At 40.8% G+C, this 24587-nt stretch carries 26 protein-coding genes and 1 pseudogene; 9 read left to right on the forward strand and 18 right to left on the reverse strand.

Annotated elements, in window-relative coordinates:
* Positions 1-12: 12 nt before the first annotated feature.
* From NR125_RS12835 to NR125_RS12865, 7 genes are all read right to left on the reverse strand, one after another.
* Positions 13-1170, reverse strand: a complete 1158-nt coding sequence (locus NR125_RS12835) for an acetylornithine transaminase (RefSeq protein WP_019381471.1) — start codon at positions 1168-1170, stop codon at positions 13-15.
* Positions 1167-1940, reverse strand: a complete 774-nt coding sequence (gene argB / locus NR125_RS12840; protein WP_192908356.1) for an acetylglutamate kinase — start codon at positions 1938-1940, stop codon at positions 1167-1169. The genes NR125_RS12835 and argB overlap by 4 nt, the downstream gene beginning before the upstream one ends.
* Before the next feature lie 12 nt (positions 1941-1952).
* On the reverse strand, positions 1953-3182 hold the full coding sequence (argJ, locus tag NR125_RS12845; protein ID WP_071157539.1) for a bifunctional ornithine acetyltransferase/N-acetylglutamate synthase: 1230 nt from the start codon (positions 3180-3182) through the stop codon (positions 1953-1955).
* A 13-nt stretch (positions 3183-3195) separates the two neighbouring features.
* Entirely contained in the window at positions 3196-4227 is a 1032-nt protein-coding gene (argC, locus tag NR125_RS12850) for an N-acetyl-gamma-glutamyl-phosphate reductase (RefSeq protein ID WP_192908354.1), read from the reverse strand.
* 196 nt (positions 4228-4423) lie between these two features.
* Positions 4424-5143: a YwiC-like family protein gene (locus tag NR125_RS12855; RefSeq protein WP_192908353.1), complete on the reverse strand. Its 720-nt coding sequence runs from the start codon at positions 5141-5143 to the stop codon at positions 4424-4426.
* Positions 5144-5301: 158 nt separating this feature from the next.
* Positions 5302-5844, reverse strand: coding sequence for a molybdopterin-guanine dinucleotide biosynthesis protein B (gene mobB / locus NR125_RS12860; protein WP_192908352.1), 543 nt, complete (start codon positions 5842-5844; stop codon positions 5302-5304).
* A complete protein-coding gene (locus NR125_RS12865; RefSeq protein ID WP_019381466.1) occupies positions 5832-7097 on the reverse strand; it encodes a molybdopterin molybdotransferase MoeA in 1266 nt (421 codons plus the stop codon). The genes mobB and NR125_RS12865 overlap by 13 nt, the downstream gene beginning before the upstream one ends.
* Before the next feature lie 513 nt (positions 7098-7610).
* On the opposite strand from NR125_RS12865, the gene ric reads away from it, so the two are divergent.
* Positions 7611-8303, forward strand: a complete 693-nt coding sequence (ric, locus tag NR125_RS12870) for an iron-sulfur cluster repair di-iron protein (protein WP_009331248.1) — start codon at positions 7611-7613, stop codon at positions 8301-8303.
* Between the two features lie 112 nt (positions 8304-8415).
* On the opposite strand, the gene moaA is transcribed toward ric, so the two are convergent.
* Positions 8416-9432, reverse strand: coding sequence for a GTP 3',8-cyclase MoaA (gene moaA, locus NR125_RS12875; protein ID WP_009331249.1), 1017 nt, complete (start codon positions 9430-9432; stop codon positions 8416-8418).
* A gap of 286 nt (positions 9433-9718) precedes the next feature.
* Between moaA and NR125_RS12880 the strand changes: the two are divergent.
* Positions 9719-10391 (forward strand): annotated as a pseudogene (locus tag NR125_RS12880) (Crp/Fnr family transcriptional regulator).
* A 29-nt stretch (positions 10392-10420) separates the two neighbouring features.
* Here NR125_RS12880 and NR125_RS12885 read toward each other — a convergent pair.
* The 3 genes from NR125_RS12885 to NR125_RS12895 form a co-directional block, all read right to left on the reverse strand.
* A complete protein-coding gene (locus NR125_RS12885; RefSeq protein WP_009331251.1) occupies positions 10421-11548 on the reverse strand; it encodes a TIGR04053 family radical SAM/SPASM domain-containing protein in 1128 nt (375 codons plus the stop codon).
* A 217-nt stretch (positions 11549-11765) separates the two neighbouring features.
* Complete coding sequence (locus NR125_RS12890; RefSeq protein WP_009331252.1) at positions 11766-12074, reverse strand: metal-sulfur cluster assembly factor; 309 nt, start codon at positions 12072-12074, stop codon at positions 11766-11768.
* A gap of 73 nt (positions 12075-12147) precedes the next feature.
* Positions 12148-12915 (reverse strand): alpha/beta fold hydrolase, encoded by a 768-nt coding sequence (locus NR125_RS12895; protein ID WP_009331253.1) that lies wholly within the window; start codon positions 12913-12915, stop codon positions 12148-12150.
* Positions 12916-13195: 280 nt separating this feature from the next.
* Here NR125_RS12895 and NR125_RS12900 point away from each other — a divergent pair, with 280 nt between their 5' ends.
* The 3 genes from NR125_RS12900 (at position 13196) to NR125_RS12910 (ending at position 14483) form a co-directional block, all read left to right on the forward strand.
* On the forward strand, positions 13196-14014 hold the full coding sequence (locus NR125_RS12900; protein WP_192908350.1) for a Cof-type HAD-IIB family hydrolase: 819 nt from the start codon (positions 13196-13198) through the stop codon (positions 14012-14014).
* Positions 14015-14142: 128 nt separating this feature from the next.
* Positions 14143-14295, forward strand: a complete 153-nt coding sequence (locus NR125_RS12905) for a hypothetical protein (RefSeq protein WP_009331255.1) — start codon at positions 14143-14145, stop codon at positions 14293-14295.
* 2 nt (positions 14296-14297) lie between these two features.
* Complete coding sequence (locus NR125_RS12910; protein ID WP_009331256.1) at positions 14298-14483, forward strand: DUF3813 domain-containing protein; 186 nt, start codon at positions 14298-14300, stop codon at positions 14481-14483.
* A gap of 38 nt (positions 14484-14521) precedes the next feature.
* On the opposite strand, the gene NR125_RS12915 is transcribed toward NR125_RS12910, so the two are convergent.
* Complete coding sequence (locus NR125_RS12915) at positions 14522-15277, reverse strand: BsuPI-related putative proteinase inhibitor (protein ID WP_009331257.1); 756 nt, start codon at positions 15275-15277, stop codon at positions 14522-14524.
* 19 nt (positions 15278-15296) lie between these two features.
* Complete coding sequence (locus tag NR125_RS12920) at positions 15297-16127, reverse strand: YitT family protein (protein WP_009331258.1); 831 nt, start codon at positions 16125-16127, stop codon at positions 15297-15299.
* A gap of 357 nt (positions 16128-16484) precedes the next feature.
* Between NR125_RS12920 and NR125_RS12925 the strand changes: the two genes are divergently transcribed.
* Together NR125_RS12925 and NR125_RS12930 are read left to right on the forward strand one after the other, a co-directional pair.
* A complete protein-coding gene (locus NR125_RS12925; RefSeq protein WP_009331259.1) occupies positions 16485-17339 on the forward strand; it encodes a DegV family protein in 855 nt (284 codons plus the stop codon).
* 106 nt (positions 17340-17445) lie between these two features.
* Entirely contained in the window at positions 17446-17577 is a 132-nt protein-coding gene (locus NR125_RS12930) for a DUF3941 domain-containing protein (protein ID WP_009331260.1), read from the forward strand.
* A gap of 45 nt (positions 17578-17622) precedes the next feature.
* Here the strand turns inward: NR125_RS12930 and NR125_RS12935 are convergent, their stop codons facing one another.
* Complete coding sequence (locus NR125_RS12935; protein ID WP_192908349.1) at positions 17623-18486, reverse strand: CvfB family protein; 864 nt, start codon at positions 18484-18486, stop codon at positions 17623-17625.
* Positions 18487-18644: 158 nt separating this feature from the next.
* Between NR125_RS12935 and NR125_RS12940 the strand changes: the two genes are divergently transcribed.
* Entirely contained in the window at positions 18645-19136 is a 492-nt protein-coding gene (locus tag NR125_RS12940) for a YajQ family cyclic di-GMP-binding protein (RefSeq protein WP_009331262.1), read from the forward strand.
* A 119-nt stretch (positions 19137-19255) separates the two neighbouring features.
* Here the strand turns inward: NR125_RS12940 and NR125_RS12945 are convergent, their stop codons facing one another.
* Positions 19256-19759 carry a GNAT family N-acetyltransferase gene (locus NR125_RS12945; protein ID WP_019381462.1) on the reverse strand — a complete coding sequence of 168 codons (504 nt, stop codon included), beginning with the start codon at positions 19757-19759 and terminating at the stop codon, positions 19256-19258.
* 120 nt (positions 19760-19879) lie between these two features.
* On the opposite strand from NR125_RS12945, the gene NR125_RS12950 reads away from it, so the two are divergent.
* The gene (locus NR125_RS12950; protein ID WP_192908347.1) at positions 19880-20749 is read left to right on the forward strand and encodes an SDR family oxidoreductase; all 870 of its coding nucleotides are present in this window, start codon (positions 19880-19882) and stop codon (positions 20747-20749) included.
* Between the two features lie 194 nt (positions 20750-20943).
* Here NR125_RS12950 and NR125_RS12955 read toward each other — a convergent pair whose 3' ends face one another.
* The 3 genes from NR125_RS12955 to NR125_RS12965 all read right to left on the reverse strand — a co-directional run bounded on the left by NR125_RS12955 (position 20944) and on the right by NR125_RS12965 (position 24586).
* Positions 20944-21990: a LacI family DNA-binding transcriptional regulator gene (locus NR125_RS12955; protein WP_009331265.1), complete on the reverse strand. Its 1047-nt coding sequence runs from the start codon at positions 21988-21990 to the stop codon at positions 20944-20946.
* 120 nt (positions 21991-22110) lie between these two features.
* Complete coding sequence (locus NR125_RS12960; RefSeq protein WP_009331266.1) at positions 22111-23649, reverse strand: alpha-amylase family glycosyl hydrolase; 1539 nt, start codon at positions 23647-23649, stop codon at positions 22111-22113.
* A 94-nt stretch (positions 23650-23743) separates the two neighbouring features.
* Positions 23744-24586: a sugar ABC transporter permease gene (locus tag NR125_RS12965; protein ID WP_019381459.1), complete on the reverse strand. Its 843-nt coding sequence runs from the start codon at positions 24584-24586 to the stop codon at positions 23744-23746.
* Position 24587: the final 1 nt, after the last annotated feature.

Genomic DNA, 24587 nt, shown 5'->3' on the forward strand with positions numbered 1-24587 from the left:
AAATAATACAGCTTAAACAGCTGATTTTGAAAATTCCTTTAGTGTGGATTGCAGAATTTGCACCGCTTCATCTATTTCAGATTTTGATGCTGTCAGCGGAGGCAGCAGCCGCAAAACATTTTCCCCAGCAGGCAATGCAAGCAAGCAATTGGCTCTTAATTCCTTTAACAAAGATGGAAGGGGGATATCTAATTCAATACCGACCATTAAACCAAGATAGCGAATCTCCTTAACAGCTTCAATCTGTTCAAGCGATTCAGCCAATTTGTCAGCAAGATATGCACTCTTTTCCTGAACGCCTTGTAAAAAATCATCATCAAATATTGTCTTCATTGTAGCAATAGCTGCTGCAATGCTGATCGGGTTCCCGCCGAATGTTGATCCATGGCTTCCTGGTCCAAATACTTCTTCCAATGCTTTTTTTCCAATCACTGCGCCTATTGGCAATCCGCTTCCCAGGCCTTTAGCTGCGGTTACGATATCGGGCGTAAGGTCAAAATGCTGAAATCCAAAGGCTTTACCCGTTCTGCCAATGCCGGTCTGAATTTCATCTACAATCAGGAGCGCCCCATATTCTTTGCAAAGCTGCTCAGTTTTTGTAAGAAACTCCTGATTCCCAATGTGAATCCCGCCTTCACCCTGTACAATTTCCAGCATTACAGCCGCTGTTTCCGCGTCAATCTCTTCCTCCAATGCATTAATATCATTAAAAGGAACATACTTAAAAGTCTCAAGCATGGAACCATAGCCTTTTTTAATTTTTTCCTGGCCAGTTGCAGCCATTGTGGCAAAGGTTCTCCCGTGGAATGATTGCTGAAAAGTAATGATTTTTTTCCTTCCCGAAGCTTTTCTTGCAAGCTTAATCGCTGCTTCATTTGCTTCTGCTCCGCTGTTGGCAAAGAATACAAGGTCCATGCCCGCAGCTTCAGAGAGAGTCTTTGCTGCAGCCTCCTGCTGATCCTGTATATATAAATTGGAAACATGCCAGAATTTATTCAGCTGTTCATTGATTGATTTTTGTACAGCTGCTGGACGGTGACCAAGATTGCAGACTCCAATCCCTGAGGTGAAGTCCAAATAGCGCTTCTTATTTTTATCAAAAAGATAACTTCCTTCTGCTTTTTCCGGCTCCACTTCCCACCGGGCATACGTTGGAAATAGATTACTCAAGTTAAGACCTCCTTCTTGGCAGATATATTCGTACCGTTCCATATGCCTTCCTCATAAAACTTTTCTTTTCCTGATACAATCATTACGCTATTTAGCCCTTTGCTGATTAGGTTCAAGGCAGAGGTAACCTTTGGAATCATTCCGCCTGTAATTTTTTTATCGTTAATATGCTGTTCAATTTCATCCGCGTCAAGCTGAGGAGAGAGGTTGCCGTCAATGGATATTCCCTTTACATCCGTTACAAAGATGCAATGTTCAGCTTTAATGGCATTGGCAACGGCTGCCGCCGCATAGTCGGCATTGATATTCAATTTCATCCCGCCTTCTGCAGCTGCAATAGGAGTAATGACAGGGACCAGGTCTTCATTAAATAACATTTCCAGTACCGACTGATTAACTGCCGTTATTTCACCAACCAGTCCAAGCTCATCCTGATTGATAAATTCTGCCTTTAGCAACCCCGCATCACTGCCATTTACGCCAAACCCTCTCAATCCATGCAGTTCGATCATTGAGGTAAGCTTGCGGTTGGATTGTCCTGACAAGACCATCTCTGCTACCTCCAGAACTTCCGGAGTCGTTTTTCTTAGCCCATTGACAAATTCATGAGGGATATTAAAAAGTTCCAGCATGCTGTTAATTGCCGGCCCTCCACCGTGAACAAAAACAATCTGGTATTCTTCCTTCTTCAACTCTAAAAGACTATCAAAGAAAGCATCTCCCAGCTCTTCCATTACACTGCCTCCGCACTTAATGACAATACTTTTCAAATGGCATCCCCCTCAGGTACGATAGCTTGCATTGATTTTGACATAATCATAGGATAAGTCACATCCCCAGGCCTTCCCTTTGCCTGCTCCCTGGTGAAGATTCACAGTAATCTGAATGGCGGCATTTGATAAGTACTCTTTTGCTTCTTCTTCAGAAAATGCCAGTGGAACACTATTTTTCAGCATGACTATAGGTCCGATTGCGATATCTACCGAAGACGGATCAATAGCTGGCTGGCTCTGTCCGATTGCCCCGATAATTCTGCCCCAATTGGCATCCGCTCCATATATAGCAGTCTTAACAAGGTTCGAGCCGACAATCTGTTTAGCAATCATTCTGGCATCGTCATCCGACTTTGTCCCTGATACCTCCACTTCTATCAGCTTTGTTGCTCCCTCACCATCTTTTGCAATCTGTTTGGCAAGACTTTCACTCGTTTGAGAAAGCATCTGTATAAATACATCCCAATCTGGATGGTTCGGCGAAAGTTTATTTATACCGCTGGTTCCATTGGCCATGACCAATACCATATCATTTGTTGAGGTATCTCCATCAACGGTTATCTGATTGAATGTTCGATCGGTAACCTGTTTCAATGCAAATTGCAAATCTCCGCAGTCTATATTTGCATCTGTTGTGATAAACGCAAGCATGGTTGCCATATTGGGATGAATCATTCCAGACCCCTTTGCCGAGCCGCCCATTGTAACGGTTTTCCCATCGATTACTGCCGAATAGCAGCACTTCTTCATCACTAAATCCGTTGTTAATATAGCTGTTTGAAAATCCTCTGAGTGTAATGCCTCATTGCCTGGCTTCAGCATCTTAATGCCCTCTTCTATCTTATCCATCTGCATATATTCTCCAATGACACCAGTAGAGGCAACCGCCACATGCTGTTCCTTTAAATTGAATTTATCTGCAGCTGATTTTCTCATTTGATAAGCATCCTTTAGCCCCTGGTCCCCTGTACAGGCATTGGCACATGCACTATTTACTATAACAGCCTGAATGAGGCCTTCTGCTGCAATGCTTTCCTGAGTAACTTTTAAAGGGGCAGCCTGAAAATGGCTTGTTGTATAGACAGCTGCACATTGTGCAGGAGTATCGCTTAATATAATTCCCAGGTCCTTTTTTGAATAGCGCAGCCCTGCATGGACGCCAGCTGCGGTAAAGCCTTTCGGTGTTATGATGCTTCCTGTCGGCAGTTCGGTTACTTCAGTTTGAGATACTAATTGCATTTATCTTTCCTCCTTATGGATAGAGCGGTACAAATCCGAGACCTGCTTTTTCATCCAATTTGCTCATAATATTGGCATTTTGTACAGCCTGCCCGGCTGCTCCCTTCATTAAATTATCAATCACTGAAACTATTGTCAGTCTGCCCGTTCTGGAATCCACATGAACACCTATATCGCAAAAATTAGAGCCTGCCACCTCTTTTACGGAAGGGAAAGAATTTTCAGGACGAATTCGAATAAACGGCTGTTTTTCATAAACTGATTGATAAAGTTCAAGAATTTGAGAAGAAGTGTATTCTTTTGTCAGCTGAACATAGCTGGTTGTCATAATGCCTCTTGTGATAGGAAGAAGATGGGTCGTGAATGTAATCGGCTTTAGAGCGGAATTCCATTTCATCAGCTGCTGTTCGATCTCAGGTGTATGCTGGTGCTGGTTTACCTTATAAACACGCAGGTTTTCATTAGCTTCTGCATAGCTTGTTGATCTTGAAAGCGCCCTTCCTGCCCCTGACACACCGGACTTTGCATCGACCACAATGCTATCGGGCTTTATTAAATTTTCTTTTACAACTGGTGCAAGACTTAACAGAGCAGCTGTTGGATAGCACCCAGGATTAGATATGATTTCTGCGGAAGCTATTTCGTCATGATGCCACTCAGGAAGCCCATATACTGCTTTTTCTACCAGAGATTCGTTAGCAGGAGTGTGTTTATACCACTCCAGATAGGCTTGAGCTGGGATTCGAAGATCACCGGAAAGGTCAATTACCTTTATATTCTTGCCTGAAAAATTTTCAGCAAGTTTCCCTGATACTCCAGATGGTGTTGCCAGAAAAACAATATCAGACTGGTCTGCTATTTGAGCTGGATCAATCCCCTGTAAGTTCTTGTCAATGATTTCATATAGATGGGGATATTCATTCCAAATGGGCAGATCTTCTTTCGTTGAATGAATCGATTTAATATTAAATTCTGGATGCTGTTTAAGGATACGGAGCAATTCCGCACCCCCATATCCGGTTGTTCCGATGATTGAAACGTTCATAATTGCTCCTTCCACACTTAATTGTATATTTAATCATTTATATACATATTTATGAATTTATGTTTCTCTTATTATAGAAACTGAAAGAAAAAATTGCAACCTATTTTACTGAAGTTTTAAAGATTTCTAATATTTATTTATACTCAGCACAGCTATTTCTGGATAAATTAAAAAACCGGCCTGGTCAGGCCGGTCTTTAATTATGAATGGCAAGTAATAACATGAAAAAGAATATGGCTGCATTCGCAATTTCATATATCCCAATTTTTTTAGGTGTAAATGATTTCCCATAAAATGTAATGGACCGAAAAAGGCTGGGAAGAAACGCTGCAGATACAATCCATCCACCTGCCAGCAGCCAGAGGATCGGTACCGCAGCATGAAAGATCCACGAAATCCATTTGAAGGAAATGTTTTTCTTTTCCCTGATCATTGATTTTACATAGAAGGTGCTTCCGGCAAAAAATGAAATGGAAGCTGCAAATACTGTCCAGGCCAGCGGTGTAATTTCCCCATGCGGCAAATAGCTGCTCGCAAGGCCTGCTATGGAAAAGGCACTAATGGCACTAAAGTCGTTACCCAATGCCCTATCTCTGTTATTAGACGAATAGCGTGCATTAATGATAAAAAAAGGAATCATAAGAAGTCCAAATATGATAATCGACGGCCTTGCCAGTAAAGGGAATAATAGCAGTAAAATAGCCGGAACCAAATAAATAATAGCCCACTTTGCATAAAAAGCCATCCTTTTTCTTTTAAATAGAAGAAGGCCAGGATAAGTAGCCAGATATAATAATATCCATCCTAAAAAAAACGGGATATGAGACCAAATAATATCAGATGCCGCCGCCCCGAGCCAAAATGGCAGGATCAGCATTGCCCAGGCTCCATGCTGTTTTGGCATAAATAACTTCATCCATAATACCTCCCCGCTGCTTTCTGCCAATAATATATAATTTTCCGCGTAAATAATAAGTGAAGATTATCACTGGTAAACAAATCGCCACAAAACGTTCAACTTTTAGAGAATTATTAAAAACAGCTCCAAAAAAAAATGGACTGTTTTGTTTAATTTTATTTCTTTTTCTTACTTTCGCTCACTAAATACTCAATAATCCACTCAGTGCCTTTGGGATCACGGATGCTGAAAAACGGAGTTTCCAAATCTGCAGCCTTGTGCTTAATCACTTTATCTTCCCAGCAGAAGAGTGCACAGATATTTGTCAGTTCCTCTATAAGGTACCTATCTTCATCACTTCTGAGCATGAGTGCTTTAGGGTATGAAGCCTTTTTATGACCTTCAATAAGCACTACATCAGGCTGCAGCTGCACGGCAATATTAATTTGCTCCTCCAGGCTCCAGCTTTTCTTCTCAGCTTGTAAAAGCAGTCTGCCGCCACCCTCAACAATTGAAGCGTCTGCTCCTGATTCAATATGATTGCTGGAATCCTTTCCTTCTGGGGTTTCGGGTTTGCCTCCATGACCATGATGCTTAATGGTAACGACAGAAAGGCCCTTCCCTTTTAATCCGGAAATTATTTTGTTAACCAATGTTGTTTTTCCACTGTTTTGATAGCCGGATACCTGAAAAATAACAGGTTCCTTTACCATGGCCATTCGCTTCCTTCATGGTCCTCAAGCAATAGCACCTCAACAATGTCGCCCATGCCATAGCCTCTAGTTCCGCCGGGCAGAATCATTAGTGAATTCGCGCCGGCGAGACTCATCACAATGTTTGATTTATCCACTCCGCTTGGCGCCGCAACCAGTCTGCCTCCTGAATAATTCACAGCTGTCCGGACAAATCGTGTAAATGGATTTGCTTTTGGAAACTCAGCCACGAGCTCTGCAGTTTCTTTTCTTAAATGCGGCTTCTCAGAGAACAGCATTTTCCGGATAATCGGTCTTGCAAAAAGCTCAAATCCGACATAGCAGGCAGAAGGATTTCCGGAAAGTCCAAACAAAAGCTTCCCTTCATGCTGGGCAACTGTAGTCACACTTCCGGGCCGCATCGCAACTTTATTGAAAAGGACCTCTGCCCCAAGCTTTTCGTAAATGCCCGGCAGATAATCAAAATCGCCTACAGATACACCGCCAGTAGTAATCAGTATATCCACGCTGTTCAATGCTTCTTTCACAGCATCGAAACATGTATCAAATTCATCAGGGAGCTTTCCATAATAAATAACTTCCGCCCCAGCCCTTTCAATTTGGGCTGTAATCATATGGGCATTGCTGTTTCTGATTTTCCCTGGCTGCAGCGGTTCGTGTACTTCCAATAGCTCTGTGCCTGTTGCAAATAATCCGATAACAGGCTTCTTTGCAACCGGTACTTCGGCATAGCCAAAGGTAGCAAGAATAGCCTGAATTCCCGGGTTGATTTTTGTCCCCTTCTTGACCAGTGAATCTCCTTTTTTCGCATCTTCGCCCTTGAAGGAAACATTGTCTCCACTATTATAGGAGCGTTTAATGGACATAAAATTCTTACCGTCTTCTTCATATGCTTTTGCCAGCTCGAGCATTACTACGGCATCACATTCTTCAGGCATTTGCGCACCAGTCATAATTCTCACAGCCTGGAATGGACCAATGTTTTTGGAAGTTACATGCCCTGCGCCAATATGATCTACTACCTCAAATACTGCGGGATTTTCCATTGAAGCTTCCTTTGTATCTGCTGAACGAACAGCAAATCCATCATATGGTGATCGGTCAAAATGAGGGACATCATGGGTCGCTTTTAAGTCTTCTGCAAGAAAACGACCGTTGCTTTCATTAATGGATATGTATTCTGCACTTCCTTTTAATTGATAGGCCATGATTTTTTTTACTGCTTCCCCAACAGGAATGGGAGTTCTTTTTTCCAGCATTATATCAGCTCCTATGTACTTTTCTTAACGCTTTTTCTATTTCAATTATTATAAACGTACATGAAAACTTATAACATGACAATCATCACACTTTCAGTTTCATATGTGCATGGTTTTACCCAAAGGCCGTTTTCGTAAGGTTTGTTGCTTTTTCTATATTATTTACTGAGTTGATTGTAGTGGAAGGTGCGAGATCCTCGAAAATGCACTCGCATTTTCTTCGTGCGGTGTTTACTCAAGGGAGCTTACTCAATGTCCTGCGGGAGTAGCGGGACAGGTGAGACCCCGCAGACGCGGAGCGTTGAGGAGGCTCACCGCCCGCCCCGCGGAAAGCGAGCAGCCTGGAGTGGAAATCAACGGACAACATTGATAGGCAAAGAACAACAATTTATGCGAAAATAGCCTACCCAAAAAACTTTATAAAAAGCCTGCAAGTGTGATGCCCGTCACCAAATTAAAAAGGAAATTCGTTTATTCTTTAGATAGTTCACAAGATAGAAGGAGGAAAATTCAATGACCATACATCTTACAGAAGACCGTCTGGTAAAAGATATTGTAAATGAATTTCCAAAGACAAGTGATGTTTTTAAACGTCATCGCATTGATTTTTGCTGCGGTGGAAATATTCCGCTGGTGCGTGCAGTTTCTGATCAGTCTGCAGATATGGAGGTTCTGATAAAAGAACTGAACGAGGTTATTCAGAAGGAAAACCAAACCGATGATTTAGAGGTTTGGACAGACAGTGCATCAGAAGACATTATTGAACATGTGATCAATCGATATCATCGTCCTCTTGAGGAGGAACTATCGCTATTAAGCCCGTATGTAACAAAGGTTTCAAGAGTCCATGGAGAAAGCCATGAGGAGCTTTTAAAAGTCCACCAATTATTCTTTGAGCTGAAGCATGAGCTTCTTGAACATACTTCTAAAGAGGAAGAGTCAGTTTTTCCAATGCTCCTGAAGCTTGAAGATCCTCAGGTTGAAAATCGCAAAGAAATCATCAGCTATATCCGGGAGCTTGAGAAAGAGCATGATCATGCAGGTTCAATTTTAAAGGAATTAAGAGAAATTACATCTGATTATACTCCACCTTCAGATGCATGCGGATCGTACCGTCTAGTGTATAAGCGGCTGGAAGATCTGGAAAGCCAAACCTTCATGCATGTTCACCTTGAGAATAACATTCTTTTTCCAAGATATTTATAAACATTACGATCTGCAGCCAATAACGGCTGCAGTTTTTTTGCAGTCTGAACGACAAAATAAAAAGCCTGCCCGCCTATGTCCATTTCTCGTGACAAAGCAAAGCATGCTTTTTTTATCCTCCAATATAGGACATTTCAATTTTTTTCCTGCTGGCAATGGTCTCTTCAGTCCGTTCGTCTGAATATCTGTCTTTTCTGCCGTTCCAAATATTAACAATCCGATCAGTAATTTCTTCATCCGTGGCGCCTTTTCTCATAAATCCCTTCAGATCATGTCCTTCTCCATTAAATAGGCATGTAAAAATTTGGCCGTTTGCTGACAATCTTGAACGTGTGCAGCTTGAACAGAAAGATTCAGAAACAGATGTAATAAACCCAACATCTACATCAGTATCCTTATAACGGTATCGCTTGGCAACCTCTCCGAAATAATCCGGATCTACCGGTTCCAATAAATAATGTTCCTTTAAAATGTCATAAATTTCTTTTTTGGTAACAACCTCGTCCATCTTCCAGCCGTTTGTACTGCCGACATCCATGTATTCAATAAAGCGGAGCTGTAAGCCGTTATCTTTGCAGAACTTAGCCATCGGGACAATTTCAGAATCATTCAGGCCTTTTTTAACAACCATATTAAGCTTGACGCCAAGCCCTGCTTCTTTTGCTGCCTCGATTCCTTTAAGAACTGGTTTGACACCCACATTGCGTCCGTTTATTTTTCCAAACAGCTCATCATCCAAACTGTCCAGACTGATGTTAACCCTCACCAGCCCTGCTTCCTTTAAATCTTTCGCATGTTTGGGCAGCAATACACCATTTGTGGTAAGACCTATATCTTTTAAGCCCTCAATGTCTGAAAGCATTTTTACAAGTTTAGGCATATCCTTTCTCATAAGAGGTTCTCCGCCTGTTAACCTGATCTTCTCCACACCAAGGCTTACAAAAATTTTAGCCAGCCGTTCAATTTCTTCATAGCTCAGAAGTTCATTTTTTGGAAGGAAAGCGAAATCCGGGCCGAAGACTTCTGCCGGCATGCAGTATTGACAGCGGAAATTACAGCGGTCAATGACAGAAATACGAAGATCTCTTAAAGGTCTATTCAATTTATCTTTAACGATTGTTTTAGCCATTTCGTTCAACTCCATATAAAGAGTGACTTAAATAAGCTTTCTATACAGATGTATATTTTAGCCTTTCCCTTAAAATAACAGAAATAACCCGGTATCTCAAATTAAGGGCTTCTACTATTAGAACATACAATCGTTTCAATGTTAATAGGGAATTGTTTATATAATAACAAAGACACACCATTTCAATAGAAAATGCCACAATAAAGACACAAAAGCCGGCAATGTTTTCACTATACAAATGATATTATTGTGAAAAAAGACAGTTGTTTTATGAAGGAGGATTAATATGGCTCGCACAGCCATTAAACCGACACATTCCATAGAGATTAAAGAGCTTCTTCATTTTGCAGACCGGCGTATGAAAACCTCCAAAGGGGCTTACATTTTTCAGGAAGGTATGGATGCTGCTGAACTTTATATTATACTTTCAGGCAAGATACAAATCAGCAAGATAACAGCTGATGGCAGAGAACTTACCTTCAGGTTATGCGGAGAAAATGAAATTATTGGCGAGCTTACCCTATTTACCAGTAACCCTAAATATTTAAGTAGCTGTGATAAAAAAAGATGTCCTGGAAAAGGAGATATTTAATAATAGCACATTGGCTTATGAATTTATGAAATGGATGAGCGACCACTTTCGTAATACTCAGACCAAATTTAGAGATCTCGTCCTTAACGGAAAAAAAGGTGCCCTGTATTCAACCCTTATCAGAATGACTAACAGCTATGGCATAAAAGTTAAGGATGGCATACTCATTGATCTGCCCCTTACGAATCAAGATCTTGGGAATTTCTGCGGCACATCCAGGGAAAGCACCAACCGGATACTGGGTGAACTGAAAAAAGACAGCATCATTACCATTCTAAATGGAAAAATCACAGTCAAAGATCTTCAATATTTAAAAAATGAAATAGGCTGTGAAAACTGCCCTGCCGTATATTGCAGCATCGAGTAGGAGTGCATCCAAACGGCACTCCCTTTCTTTTATGATTTTGCCGCTTTCTTTCTAAGTGCCTTTGGAATATAAACACAAAACGGCTCGCTTTCCATATAATCCCCTGTCATGGCAAATGCCCGTGACCTGGATCCCCCGCATACATAACGGAACTCGCATTGTCCGCATTTCCCTTTATATTTATCAGGATTTCTGAGGTCTTTAAAAATTGGCGATTCCCTGTATATTTCAGCAAGTGGCTGTTCCCTTACATTCCCTGCTTTAACAGGCAGAAGCCCGCTAGGATAAACATCCCCAATATGTGAAATGAAAACAAATCCATTTCCGTCATTCACACCTTTAGGAGCCCTGCCTAAACCATCTATAGAACCCGTTAGCCCTTGCTGTGTAAGTGCATCGAGATATTGAATGTCCTCATTCTGAGCCTTCGCTTCCTTCATTTTTTGCTGAATGACCACTCGGCGGTAATGCTGGGCAGCTGTTGTCTTGATATCGAAAGTAACTTTTTTGCTTAAGTTATACAGCCATGTAAATACCATCTCATGTTCAACCGGAGAAATCATATCTGTTTCCTGCCCTCTCCCTGTTGGGACGAGGAAGAACACACTCCAAAGAACACATTTGAGTTCTTCTACAACTTTAGCCATTTCCTCAAGATAATCGATATTATAACGCGAAATAACTGTATTAATCTGGACTGGAATTTCAAGCTCGTGCAAATATTTAATCCTTTCGATCGTTAAATCAAAGGAACCGGCAGTACCTCTAAAATGGTCATGGATTTCCGCTTTTGGCCCATCAAGGCTGAAAGCCCATCGAGCTAAGCCGACCTCTTTGGCTTTTTCAATAGCTTCTTTTGTTACATTCGGTGTCGCACTGGGCGTCATTGACACACGCACGCCTTTTTTTACAGCATATTCGGCAATGTCGAATACATCCTGCCTCATTAATGGATCACCACCCGTAAAAACAAGCATAGGGTTGTTCATTTCCTTGATTTGGTCAATCAAATACTTCCCTTCATCAAAGGAAAGCTCTCGCGGATCTCTCCTGTATTGCGCTTCCGCACGGCAATGCAGACATTTTAGCTGGCATGCCCTTGTTAATTCCCATATCACAATAAAAGGGTCTTTATTAAAATCTCTATCAAATCCCATTTGAGATGCCTCCTTAACAGCCACAGGTCCTGGATGTTTCATCAACGCAATTTTGTCTTTCCATCGTTAGTATAGGATAATCGGCATGTTAAATAAGTGAACTACCTCACATACAATGCTCATTTTCAAAGAATTTACAGAGATGTGTTCAAAGGAATTAAAGCAAGGGCATAAAAAAACAGCAGGAAAATAATCCTGCTGTTTTTAAGATTCAATCTTATTGTACGCCAAGTGCAATTTTTGCATAGCGGGACATTCTGTCTTTAGACCAAGGCGGGTTCCAGACAATGTTCACTTCAGTGTCCTTTACTTCGGGAATATCAGCCAATGCTGACTTTACTTGCTCAACAATTGTTCCTGCCAAAGGACACCCCATGGAAGTAAGAGTCATATCTACCACGGCTTTACCTTCCTCTTCCATTTTCACATCATATACTAAGCCTAAGTTCACAATATCTATCCCCAGCTCCGGGTCAACAACAAGTTCAAGTGCACCCATGATGCTGTCTTTTAAATCCTGGTCCATTTCTGCAGCACTCCTTCATTATTTACTTTATCTATATCTTAACAAATATTTAAATGAATTGAAAAAATGTTGGTTATAGATGTTCCCCAAACCATTTAACCGTTTCCAGCAGCCCTTCCCTGCTTACTTTGTGCCCCGCCTGTTCATCTGATATAAACATGAGGTTTTCAGGTGAGTCACTATATAAGGGCTGGATGGTCTCATAAAATTGGTATGTATAGGAATAAGGCACAACCGGGTCTTTTTTGCCATGCCAGAACATAAGCGGCCTTCCTCCAAGTTTTTCAGGCTGAAGACTTAGATCCCGCTCCCTTAAGGTCCCCAGCAGATCTGCTAGTTCTTCGCTTGAAAGCGGAATTTTAATATTATTCTTCTTCAATTCATCCAGCTGAAGCTGAGCAAATTTTTCATAATACGGCATACCCATAAGGCTTACTGCAGCTTTGACCCACTCATACTGGGTCAAGGCGCCCAAAGTGACTATTCCTCCCATGGAGGTGCCCACAAGCCCTATTCTTCCCTTGTCGATCAGATCTGCATCCTCATAGACATCCCTGATTATGTTCAATTCCGCAATTGTATTTAGAACAATATCCCATAGCCTGAAATTTAAATCGCTGCCTGATAAACCTTCAGATCTTTCCCCATGAAGCAAGGTGTCTGGAAGCACCACCCTGAACCCTTTTTCAGCTAGCAGATAGGCATAATGCAGATTATGTTCTTTGGCACTCGTAAAGCCATGAACGAAAATAATAAAAGGCAAGCGTTCCCCTTTTACTTCCTGTCTGGCCAGTTCAAGAACAGGAATTTCTTTGATATGCTTATGTTCAATAACAACCACAGTTCTTCCTCCTAAATCTGTTAGGGCACAAGTGAATTTTTTTACAAAATTATAATAATATTGATAACATATATGTATAAAATGATTTTGTAAAAGCTTACGCTCTTGTTTTGATGTAAATTCTTTCTATATTTTCAGTTTAACATGTAGACTTTTTTTTTCCAAAACCTTTACACTTAAAAGAAAAGCGGGGCATACTTCAAGATAAGCAATTGGCTGCAGTGCGTAAACTGCAGTTAAATTCTTATAAAAAAGTGCTGAGCGCTTAGAAGGAGATCTTATGGCAGAAAAACATTTAATTGCACTGGACCTTGATGGAACATTATTAAAAGATGACAAAACCATCTCAGCTAAAACTAAAATGATTATTCAAAAGGCACGCGAACAAGGACATGAAGTGATGATTGCCACCGGAAGGCCATTTCGCTCCAGCGAAATTTATTATCGTGAAATGGGATTGACTACGCCAATTGTCAATTTCAATGGTGCTTACATACATCATCCTAAAGATCATAATTGGGGAGTTTATCATACACCTCTGCAAATGGACGTTGCAAAGGAAATTGTAGAAGCCGTTAATAGCTATACAGTGCATAATATTGTAGCAGAAGTTATAGATGATGTTTACCTGCATTACCATGATGAAAAGCTTCTGGATATCTTCGGTTTTGGCGATCCCAAAATTACGACTGGAGATTTACGCAATTATCTTAATGATAATCCGACAAGCATGCTGATCCACACAGATGAAGAACATGTAAAAACAATTAGAGCCCATCTTTCCGAAGTCCATGCCGAAGTGATTGATCACCGTCGCTGGGCGGCTCCATGGCATGTCATTGAAATCGTAAAAACAGGGCTGAATAAAGCTGTTGGCCTCCAAAAAGCAGCTGATTACTTCCAAATACCGCCTGAGCGGATCATAGCTTTCGGTGATGAAGACAATGATCTTGAAATGCTTGAATATGCAGGCTACGGGATTGCCATGGGCAATGCTATTGACCAGGTGAAAAATATTGCCAATGAAGTCACCTTAACCAACGAGGAGGATGGAATCGGAATCTATTTAAATGAATTATTAAACCTTAAAGCACTATAAGCAAATGACCAAAAGAAATTTAATGGCAACCAGTCCTTTAAATTCCCTTTTTAAATCATTCCTATAGAGCATACTAAAGGATGGAGCAGCACAATGCTGCTTTAAACTCTTTCATGGAGGGGATTCGAATGGGTAAACGTAATAAATCAAAACGCTTCGTACAACAGGGTGTTGATACTGTTAGTAAGCATGATGAACGTATCCCGTACCACATGACCTATGCAGAGGCGGAAGCCCAAAAATTAGCTAATGTGAAAGAATCATCCCTCGGAGGAATATAACGATGGGAAACAGATTATTTCAGGAAGCCAGAAAATATGTGGAAATAGCTAAAAGTTCTGCAGGCGAAGAAACTGTTTCCCGTGCGAAAAATGCTTTAAGTTCCGCGTTTGCCAATTCCACGGCGGCTGAACAGGCACAGCTGCGGGAGATGCAGCAGGAGCTTGAGCAATATTCGCAGAATCGCTAAAAAGAAGCTGGCAGCCTCGATGGCTGCCAGCTTCTTTTTTACCTCCTTTCCAGGATAACAGGAAAGGGATTTATAATATGTCCGTCATTATGGCTTTTTTCATATAAATGCAAAATCACTGATCCGTTTTCAGGCAATTTATCAGCAGGAATGCTTACTTTTATATTATAGTTCTCCCAGTTATTTGAAAGAGCTGATACTCCCTTTTCAGGCAGCAGTTCATTATGGCCATCTTCAACTGTATACCATAGCTTTCCGTTTTTTGGACGCCCTTCAATTGATACTGAATATAAGCCATTCTCTCCAGTAACCTTAACATGGCGAAAGGCAGGATTTTGTCCTGGGATATAGACAGAGGCTTCTGATTCCGCTTTGGTCTCCAGTTCTTTGCCATTTAAGTTTGATGCCAAAAGCCTGGCTTTTACAATGTACTCCCCTTCCTTTACTCTTTTGCCATTGTGCCGATAATCCCACTGCTCTTTCCACACCTTGAATTCATCCGGTTTGACGGCAATGGTCTGTATAGCTTGTAAAAATGCTTTACCTTCTGAAGAGGAATATACCATTTCGCCATTTTGATTTAATATATTTACTTCGTAAAATTGGGAAGTCCTAAACTCAAAGCTTAGCGGGTAATTGGCAGTATTCCTCAGAAGCAATTCTATCTCCATTGTTTCCGTTCCTGCTTGAGGCATTACTTTAAAATCAAATGGCATTTCCTTTTTAGAAGCTTCAAAACTTTGCAAAGGCATAGTGAAGATAATCAGAGCAGCAGCAGTCAAAAGCCGAAGCATCCTTCATCCCTCCATTCATTTAATCCCTGCGGAAGAAACCATAAACACCAGCGGTTTGGACAATATTTGTAAAGGCATTCGGATCTACTTCTTTAATAATTCTTTCAAGGTCGAATAACTCATAACGGGTGATGACAATCATCATCATTTCCTTGTTTTCATTTGTAAAAGCCCCCTTTGCCGGAATGGTTGTAATTCCCCTGACCAGATGGTCATGGATGGCTTTTTTCATTTCTTCCGATTTTTTCGTTATAATTAATGCTGTCAGTTTCTCATGTCTTGTATGAATGGCATCAATGACCCTGGTTGAGGCATAAAGGGTAACAAGAGTGTATAAAGCTTTTTCCCATCCATACAAAAAGCCAGCTGTTATTATAATAATGGCGTTAAGTGTGAAAAAATATGTACCGACAGGCTTGTCTTTCATTCGGGACAATACCATTGCGATGATATCCATTCCTCCTGTGGAAGCCCCCCATTTCAGTGTTATCCCTACGCCAACAGCCGCAATCACACCTCCAAAAACGGCATTAAGCAAAATATCTTTTGAAACATGAATTACCGGTATGATTTCCAAGAAAAATGACATTAAGAATACGCTTAGAAAACTGTAAATAGTAAAAGACCTTCCAACCTTCTTCCAGGCTAAAATGGTTACAGGAATATTTAGAATGAACAGCAGAATTCCTGTTGATCCAAAATCCCCAAGAATGCTTGATAATAGCTGTGCCACACCTGTAAAACCGCTCGCATATACATTGGCAGGTATCAGAAAAAAATTCATCGCAATTGCGTTCAATATCGCGCCAATCAAAACAATAAATACTTTCTTAGTTTCTAACCAAACCATTTTTTACCCCCTGAATTTTTTTATTATTTTCTTTACCCAGTAAAGTGAATCTTCAATCAGCGGGGGATTTTTCCCCGCTGATTGTTAGTTGAGGCACACAGCACAAGGAAGGCTTCGTCAGCATAATCATCAACCAAAAGCTGCAGCTTATGGGAGGAAGCGGGTCACAAAGACGTTTTCACAGCATACGGGCAGTTTGCCCCCCGCTTATATCCCCTTCTATTCCTTTGATTCTGAAAGTAAGAGTCTTACTGCCCGTTGGACTTGCGAAAAGTGTCATTTTCAACACAATTCATTGTTTTTTCTCCTTGATTTCTATAAACTTAATTCATATAGTTTGAAAGCAGGTGAAAGAAAATGTCAGTAAAAATTTTAGCTGACAGTGCGTGTGATCTGCCGCTAAGCTTTTATGAAGAAAATGGCGTCACACTTTTCCCATTAAAGGTTCAACTGAATGATACAGAATATGAAGATTTAGTCACCATAGAACCTAAGGATGTTTATGATGCTATCCGTGAGGGCCAGGTGCCTAAAACATCTCAGGTATCCCCTCTCCATTTTGAGGAAACGTTCATGAAGATGGCAGAACAAAATGAAGACGGCATTTATGTTTCTTTTTCCTCCGGACTCTCAGGTACATACCAGACCGCTGTAATGATTTTGGAGCAAGTAAAAGAGAAATACCCGGATTTCAAATTATCCATTATCGATTCTAAGGCGGCTTCATTGGGATATGGATTAATCGTTAAGGCAGCGGCTGCTAACGCACAATCAGGCGCATCCAAGGAAGACATACAGCAAGATATCGAACTTCGATGCCGGCACCTCGAGAGTTTATTCACTGTAAATGATCTCGAATACCTGGCAAAAGGCGGCCGTGTTTCTAAAGCTTCCGCATTTCTAGGCGGACTTTTGAACATTAAACCTCTGCTAACTGTAGAAGATGGCAAACTTGTACCGATTGAGAAACTGCGCGGCAAGAAAAAGCTTCTTCGCCGCATCATTGAGCTGATGAAAGAAAATGGGACTTCGTTTGAGAATCAGACGGTCGGCATCAGCCATGCTGATGATGAAGACACAGCTCTTGAAATGCAAAAATTAATCCTGGAAGAGCTAAAAGCCAAAGAAGTCTATATTACATCCATAGGCTCTGCAATCGGGTCCCATACGGGTCCAGGAACAATTGCGATTTTCTACCAAAAGCAAATATAAACCTAGTGAAGAATACATACTCCATTTCATTCTGACAGACAATATGATTGTACTTCAGTAATATTCTGAAGGATAAACCTCTCAGTATGAAAGGAGTATTATTATTATGCCGCATACTTCCGATAATGATAAAAAAGCAAAAGACAATAATGCGCTTCTTCACGAAAAAAATATGATGCGCGAGAAAAACCGCAAAGCCGGGAAAAACCAATATTCCAAAAAGACAGATCATCTATAATAATAAAACGGGCAAGCATTGGCTTGTCCGTTTTTAGATTGTGAATTAGTCTTTCTTTATATATGTCCATCCATCTTCCTGATAAACCTTGCCTTCCTTCATAAGCCTTCCCAAAGCCCTTTTAAAAGAAGCTTTGCTTAGCTGAAAACGATCCTGTATATCTTCTGGCGCGCTTTTATCGCCAAATGGCATCGCACCATTGCGGCTTTCAAGATAAGATAGGATTTTTTCGGAATCATCGTCCAATACCTCATGTTTTCTGGGTATAAGGGAAACATTCACTGTTCCGTCCTCTTTCACATCAACAATCCGTCCCTCAACTTTTTCGCCAAGACGGGGCTCCCTTTTGCGCTGGGATTCATGGATAAAGCCTTTAAAGCCCTCAGCTGTAAAAATCCAGCTCCCAACCTTTGCAGTTCTATATATATGTCCGTGAATATTCTTATTAAAATCACTTTTGGCTGCCTTTATTGAAATATCTGTAATGACAGGATCAGTAGCCATTTTTACATAAATTCTGTTATTCTTATTCACCCGGAGTGTAATGTATAACCTATCCCCTTCAATCGGCCAGACGGCTTCATGTACAGGCAAATCTTCCTCACCGAGGAGCATGTCCTTCTGAATGCCGATGTTGATAAATACACCGATGCCGGGCTTTACATCACTTACATGCGCCCATCCATATGTACCAGCCTGAACTTCCGGAATCACAGTTGTTGCTGCAATTCTTCCCTGCGAGTCCATATAAAGAAAAGCCTCGACTTCCTGTCCTTCCTCCAGCTTTTCATCTGTCTCGTTCTGATGAAGAAGAACATCTTCCTCTCCATCCGTCAAAAAATAGCCAAAAGCCGCTTCCCTTGAAACAATCAGTTTAGCAGCACGGCCTAAATTCTCTTCTAAAGCCATCCCTTTTCCTCCTTCTTAGTTTCCAGTAAACAAATATTCATTATATTAAATCTTTCCCAATTAAGATCACATAACTCCTAAAGTTGTTTGAACTGCTATATTTTACTATAATAAGGACAAGAAGTGAAACTTAAAATGTTATCTCCAAGGAGGCTGTCATGTCTAAAGAAAGCTCATTTGATATTGTATCCAAAGTTGACTTTTCTGAAGTAACCAATGCCATTAATATTGCCATGAAGGAAATCTCCACCCGTTATGACTTTAAAGGCAGCAAAAGTGATATAAAGCTCGATAAAGAAGAGCTCGTGCTTCTATCTGATGATGAATTTAAAATGGAACAGCTTAAAGATGTTTTATTGAGTAAATTGATAAAAAGGGGCATACCTGTAAAAAATCTTGATTACAGCAAGATTGAGGGGGCATCAGGCGGAACTGTACGCCAAAGAGCAAAGCTTGTCCAGGGAATTGATAAAGACAATGCCAAGAAGATCAATACCCTTATTAAAAACAGCGGTTTAAAGGTGAAGAGCCAGGTTCAGGATGATCAGGTCCGAGTAACCGGCAAAAACCGCGATGACCTGCAGAAGATTATTGCTGCTGTTAAAGAGGCAGATTTGACTGTTGATGTTCAATTCGTAAATTATCGGTAATTTTAAGCAAACGGAGAAAATCCGTTTGCTTTTATAATTTTTCAGAAAAACCAGCTTGCTTTAAATGAATTTATTTGCTGATTTTTTAATTTTCACCGTTTGAGAAAGAATGCTAAGGGTTATTTTACAAATTTATACATCATTAATTCATCTGCATAAGACCCATCGCTTCTTTTAATATGTTTAATTTTGCGTCCTTCCTCCTGAAATCCAAATCGCTTGTACAGATGGATTGCTCTTTGGTTATACGAAAAGACTTCCAGGCATACTTTTTCAAGACCCGGTTCCTCTTGCGCCCACTTCAAAAATTGCTCCATCATTTTGCTTCCCAGTCCCTGGTTACAATGCTTCTTCTGTATTGTAATCCCGAAATACCCCAGATGGTTTACCTTTTTGCTTTTTGAACGCCGAAAGTTCAGCATTCCAATCACTTCATTGTCAACTTCCGCTAATAAAATAAGATCTCCAGTTCTAATGCTCTGCTCAAGCCACGCTTCCTCTTCTTCAATTGTTAAATTAAACTCATCCGCCTCAGTCATTAAAAAATCAGTTTCTCCAAAAGCTTTCCGGCAATGCGCCAAAATGGCTTCTGCATCACTTTTGTCAGCTGATCGAATCTGCAAATCCTGTTCCCCCACTCTTTTTTAAATCCATTATATAAGAGAAATGCAAATAATTTCCATGTTTTTTTACCATAATAAAATGGAATTAAAAGAGTATTAATGATTTGGAGGGATTTAGTAATGTCTAATACTCAAAACAATCCAAAGGAATTTCCGCCTCAGCATCAGGATCATCAGCCCGGCACAGAGGCGCCAATGCAGCCTGAGCCCCAAACTGTTGATCCAAATTATAAAGGGTCCGATAAATTAAAAGGAAAAGTTGTTTTAATAACAGGCGGAGACAGCGGCATCGGAAAATCAGCTGCCATTTATTTTGCCAAAGAAGGAGCCAGCGTGGCGATTGTCTATCTGGAAGAACATGAAGACGCAGAAAAGACTAAAGAGGCCATTCAGGCTGAAGGACAAGACTGTCTGCTGATCTCCGGAGATCTCGGAAGCGAAACATTCTGTAAGGATGCAGTCAGGAAAACACTTGATAAATTTGGGCAAATCGATGTACTGGTTAATAATGCAGCCGAGCAGCATCCTCAAAATAGCCTGCTTGATATCACTGCTGAACAGCTTGAAAAAACATTCCGAACAAACATCTTTTCATTCTTCCATCTGACAAAAGCAGTACTTCCTCACCTTAAAAAAGGGAGCTCAATTATCAATACTGCTTCGATAACAGCTTATGAAGGCAACGAGCAGCTAATCGACTATTCTTCAACAAAAGGAGCGATTGTCTCCTTTACACGCTCATTGGCCAAATCGCTGGCTGGACAGGGAATTCGCGTAAATGGAGTTGCTCCTGGACCTATTTGGACACCGCTTATTCCATCTACATTCACAGCAGATAAGGTATCAAAATTTGGATCAAATACCCCAATAGGCAGAGCAGGACAGCCTTATGAATTAGCTCCGGCCTATGTCTATCTTGCCAGTGATGATTCATCTTATGTGAGCGGCCAGATGATTCATGTCAATGGAGGCACTATTGTAAACGGGTAGAGTGAAACTTCAATCAGAAAGGGTTCAATTAACCCCTCTGATTGTTAGTTGAACCAATCTGGCTTATACGGGCAGTTTGACTCCCAATGATCTCTTATGAATCCTCTTATGAATCCTCTGAGTCTTCCATTGGAGAGTCTTACTGACCGTTAGACTGCGATAAAAAAGGGAAGCCTGCATCAGGCTTCCCTTTTTTATGATACAATCTGTGGTTCTTCAGTTTTCGGACTGCTGCATGAGCAGCGTTTTACAATTTTATGGGGAATAATAATGCGCTTTACAGGCTCCCGCGGGTTTTCAATTCTGTATATAAGGCTTCGGGCAGATTCAAATCCCAGATCGAATATATTGATATCGACAGAAGTTAGAGGAGGTCTGGACATTTCAGCCAGAAGCACATTATTAAAGCTGATGATAGACATATCTTCAGGAACTTTTATACCCATTTCATCCAGAGTATTCAGGACACCCAATGCCATTAAGTCGTCGGCAACCACAAGGGCGGTTGGAGGTTTTGTCAGGGAAATGAGTTCTCTGACAGCTTCCTGGCCTCCTTCTTTTAAGAATTCTTCATGAACAATATATTCATTTACCAGTTCAATTCCAGCATCCCTTAATGCTTTTTCATAGCCGAGCAGACGTTCAACTGTAACGGTTAGATTCAAGTTTCCGCCGACAAACGCAATTTGCTTATGGCCCAGCTTAATCAAGTATTCCGTTACTTCTTTGGCTGCACGGAAATTATTATTATCCACGTAAGTGATTTCTTCTTCGTCCGAAAAAGGCTTGCCAATAACAACAAATGGGAAATCCCTATCTTTTAAGAAGGCCAGAACTTTATCCTCCACTTTTGAATACAGCAATATCACTCCATCTACCCGGCCGCCCTGTACCATTTGGACAACACCTTCATAGATCTCATCATCTGTTTTCCCGGTTGTCATATGGAGAGCATAATGCCTTTCATGGGCTCCCTCGCTCAGACCCCTAAGGACAGTTGGAAAGAAGGGGTTCTGAAATACAACATCCGTAGAACTGGGCATTATCAGCCCAATTGCGCGGGTTGATTGGCTTGCAAGGCTTCGGGCAATAAAATTCGGATGATATCCTAACTGTTCCATTGCTTCCCTGACTTTTTGCTTAGTTTTCTCGCTGATGCGAGGATTGTTGGCAATTACCCTTGAAACAGTAGAAGGCGCAACTTTTGCCATCTTTGCTACATCTTTAATTGTGACTGCCAATAGAATCACCCTCTCCGTGAGGTCTCTGTTATTAATATTATAATCAAAACAGGTTTGATTTTCTTTCCTTTTTTAAACAGTTAACAGGAATAGGAAGAAGGGGAGGCTCTAATGCCAAAATTACTCGGATTTCTTCTGTTTTGACCGCTTCCATAAAAGATAGATAAAAATCATAAAGGCTGAATAAACTGCTGCAAGTGCTGCAATCAGCGGAATATTCAATCCCGATTTTTCTGCCAGAACATATACTTCAGCCTCTTCCCGGTCAATGATCATCTCATATTTTCCGTCTTTATCTCGGATGAGATCATCAGCAATCATGCCGCGAAGCTCTTTTCCTTCTTCTAATTGAGTGGAATCAAGTACCGCTTTCTGTGACTTTGTTGAATTATTGATCACAATAACCGTTGTTTCATCTTCGTAATTCCGTTTATAAACGGCAAAACCGTCCTTTTCCTCCAGCAGTTCCATGTCGCCCCTTGTTAAAGATGGCAGCATTTGCCTAACTTCCCCAAGTTTTGCGATATAATCAATCAGTTCTTTATCTGTACGGAAATCCATTTGCCTGCGGTTGTCAGGGTCCTCACCGCCATCCATAGCTATTTCACTTCCATAATAAACAATTGGAATCCCAGGTGTGGTATACATGTATGTTAAGGCAAGTTTCCACCTTGGACCCGGATGATGATTTTTTGTGATAGCATCCCGAGTGAACCTGACAGTATCATGATTATCCATGAAGCTTCCCATTAGATAGGGATTTTCATAAAATGCCTTATTTCGGTCCCAGTTTGCAAAAAGCCAGCTTAACGATTTGTCAGGCTCTGCAAAGGCAGTTCTTAAATGATCATTTAAAGGATAATCAACAAAGCCGTCTATTCCTGTTTTTTCATATTCAGCAATATATTTTGGATCATCCGACCATACTTCCCCCAGCAAATAAAAGTCTTCTTTGACTGACTTTACATTTTTGGCGAATTCGGTCCAGAATGATTTTGGAACATGCTTTACAGTATCAAGACGATATCCATCAATATCCGTTTCTTCGATCCACCACTTTGCTGCATCAATTAAATAGTTTTGTACCTCAGGGTTTTCCTGCTTTAAATCAGGGAGTCCATAAATCCAGCCATTTTCAATCTCAGATTGATTCGTCCAGTTGATGATATCTTGTTTTTCATGGAACCAGTCCTTTTTCCCGGGGTCATTAACCCATTCGTGATTGGTGCCCACATGATTTACAACAAAGTCCAAAATCACTTTCATATCTCTTTTGTGAGCTTCTTGGACTAACTGCTTGAATTCATCCATTGTGCCAAAGTGCTCTTCCGTGTTATAAAAATCTTTAATCCAATAACCGTGATAGCCCTTCTCTTCATTATCAAAAACGGGAGTCAGCCAAATTGCGGTAAACCCCATATCTTTAATATAATCCAGGCGTTCTGTAATCCCCTTAAAATCTCCGCCATGATAAGCTTTTGGGTCCTGAACATCGACTTTAAAGTCATTGTTGGGATCTCCATTGCTAAATCGGTCAACCATTAAGAAATAAAATGTTTCATCTTGCCATTTACGCTCTTCTTTTTCAGCTGCTCCTGCCGGCAGGGCATAAAAAAGAAGAAACGGGATTAAGATGAAGGTTATGATTCCTTTATTCATCGCCGCTCCTCCTTCATTTTTCAAGCCGCTGAGAGACTGCAATCCAGTTCAGTTCGCAGACTGCAGCGGCCAGTAAAGTTTCAGCCCTTTAAGATTAGCCTTTTGTTCCCCCTGCCGTCAAACCAGATACAAAGTATTTTTGGAACATAAGGAACAGTGCAGCAATCGGAATGGCAATTAAAACAGAACCAGCAGCAAACTTTGTAAATTCATTTCCAAATTGCTTCGCAACCATTTCATACAATCCTACAGCCATTGTGAACTTTTCATCTGTTCTTAATAAAATTCTTGCAAGGATAAAATCCCCAAAAGGAGCTATGAATGAAAATAGCGCAACTACCGCAACAATTGGTTTTGCCAGCGGCATAACAATTTGCCAGAAGACACGCAGATGGCTCGCACCATCCATTTTCGCAGATTCATCAAGTTCTTTTGGAATCGTATCGAGATAACCCTTCATCAGCCAGGTATTCATTGGAATCTGTCCGCCGACATACACAAGGATTAATCCAAGATGTGTATCAATTAAACCTGTTCTTGTCGCTAATACAAATATGGCAATCAGCGCTGCAAAGTTGGGTATCATTTGCAGTATCAGGAAAGTTAATAATCCATTTTTCCTTCCGATAAAGCGGTAACGGGAAAATGAGTACGCAGTGAAGGATACTGTAATAACCGTTAAAATCATGGTCAATGTACTTATTTTCAAAGAATTCCAGTACCATTTAACATAATTGGATTTATCTGAATCAAAAAGGTATTTGTAATGGTCTAATGTCGGATTTTCAGGAAACATTGTGGATCCCGACAAACTTTGGCCTGGATTTAAGGAAGAACCCACTACCCACAAAAGCGGATAAATCACAATAAAGCTCATCAAGGCAATGATGACATAGGAAAAAGTCAGCCGGATAATTTTATTTTTCTTCATGCTCATA

Source organism: Cytobacillus sp. Bac17 (assembly GCF_024519925.1).
Taxonomy (GTDB): Bacteria; Bacillota; Bacilli; order Bacillales; family Cytobacillaceae; genus Cytobacillus; species Cytobacillus pseudoceanisediminis.

Coding starts and splice junctions, on each gene's coding strand:
- NR125_RS12965 (WP_019381459.1), bottom strand. CDS start 24,586: ATGAGCATGAAGAAAAATAAAATTATCCGGCTGACTTTTTCCTATGTC.
- NR125_RS12885 (WP_009331251.1), bottom strand. CDS start 11,548: ATGGGATTTGATAGAGATTTTAATAAAGACCCTTTTATTGTGATATGG.
- mobB (WP_192908352.1), bottom strand. CDS start 5,844: ATGGCCATGGTAAAGGAACCTGTTATTTTTCAGGTATCCGGCTATCAA.
- NR125_RS12925 (WP_009331259.1), top strand. CDS start 16,485: ATGTCAGTAAAAATTTTAGCTGACAGTGCGTGTGATCTGCCGCTAAGC.
- NR125_RS12890 (WP_009331252.1), bottom strand. CDS start 12,074: ATGGACCAGGATTTAAAAGACAGCATCATGGGTGCACTTGAACTTGTT.
- argJ (WP_071157539.1), bottom strand. CDS start 3,182: ATGCAATTAGTATCTCAAACTGAAGTAACCGAACTGCCGACAGGAAGC.
- NR125_RS12855 (WP_192908353.1), bottom strand. CDS start 5,143: ATGAAGTTATTTATGCCAAAACAGCATGGAGCCTGGGCAATGCTGATC.
- NR125_RS12900 (WP_192908350.1), top strand. CDS start 13,196: ATGGCAGAAAAACATTTAATTGCACTGGACCTTGATGGAACATTATTA.
- NR125_RS12915 (WP_009331257.1), bottom strand. CDS start 15,277: ATGCTTCGGCTTTTGACTGCTGCTGCTCTGATTATCTTCACTATGCCT.
- NR125_RS12905 (WP_009331255.1), top strand. CDS start 14,143: ATGGGTAAACGTAATAAATCAAAACGCTTCGTACAACAGGGTGTTGAT.
- ric (WP_009331248.1), top strand. CDS start 7,611: ATGACCATACATCTTACAGAAGACCGTCTGGTAAAAGATATTGTAAAT.
- NR125_RS12930 (WP_009331260.1), top strand. CDS start 17,446: ATGCCGCATACTTCCGATAATGATAAAAAAGCAAAAGACAATAATGCG.
- argC (WP_192908354.1), bottom strand. CDS start 4,227: ATGAACGTTTCAATCATCGGAACAACCGGATATGGGGGTGCGGAATTG.
- NR125_RS12865 (WP_019381466.1), bottom strand. CDS start 7,097: ATGCTGGAAAAAAGAACTCCCATTCCTGTTGGGGAAGCAGTAAAAAAA.
- NR125_RS12960 (WP_009331266.1), bottom strand. CDS start 23,649: ATGAATAAAGGAATCATAACCTTCATCTTAATCCCGTTTCTTCTTTTT.
- moaA (WP_009331249.1), bottom strand. CDS start 9,432: ATGGCTAAAACAATCGTTAAAGATAAATTGAATAGACCTTTAAGAGAT.
- NR125_RS12950 (WP_192908347.1), top strand. CDS start 19,880: ATGTCTAATACTCAAAACAATCCAAAGGAATTTCCGCCTCAGCATCAG.
- NR125_RS12940 (WP_009331262.1), top strand. CDS start 18,645: ATGTCTAAAGAAAGCTCATTTGATATTGTATCCAAAGTTGACTTTTCT.
- NR125_RS12920 (WP_009331258.1), bottom strand. CDS start 16,127: ATGGTTTGGTTAGAAACTAAGAAAGTATTTATTGTTTTGATTGGCGCG.
- NR125_RS12910 (WP_009331256.1), top strand. CDS start 14,298: ATGGGAAACAGATTATTTCAGGAAGCCAGAAAATATGTGGAAATAGCT.
- NR125_RS12935 (WP_192908349.1), bottom strand. CDS start 18,486: ATGGCTTTAGAAGAGAATTTAGGCCGTGCTGCTAAACTGATTGTTTCA.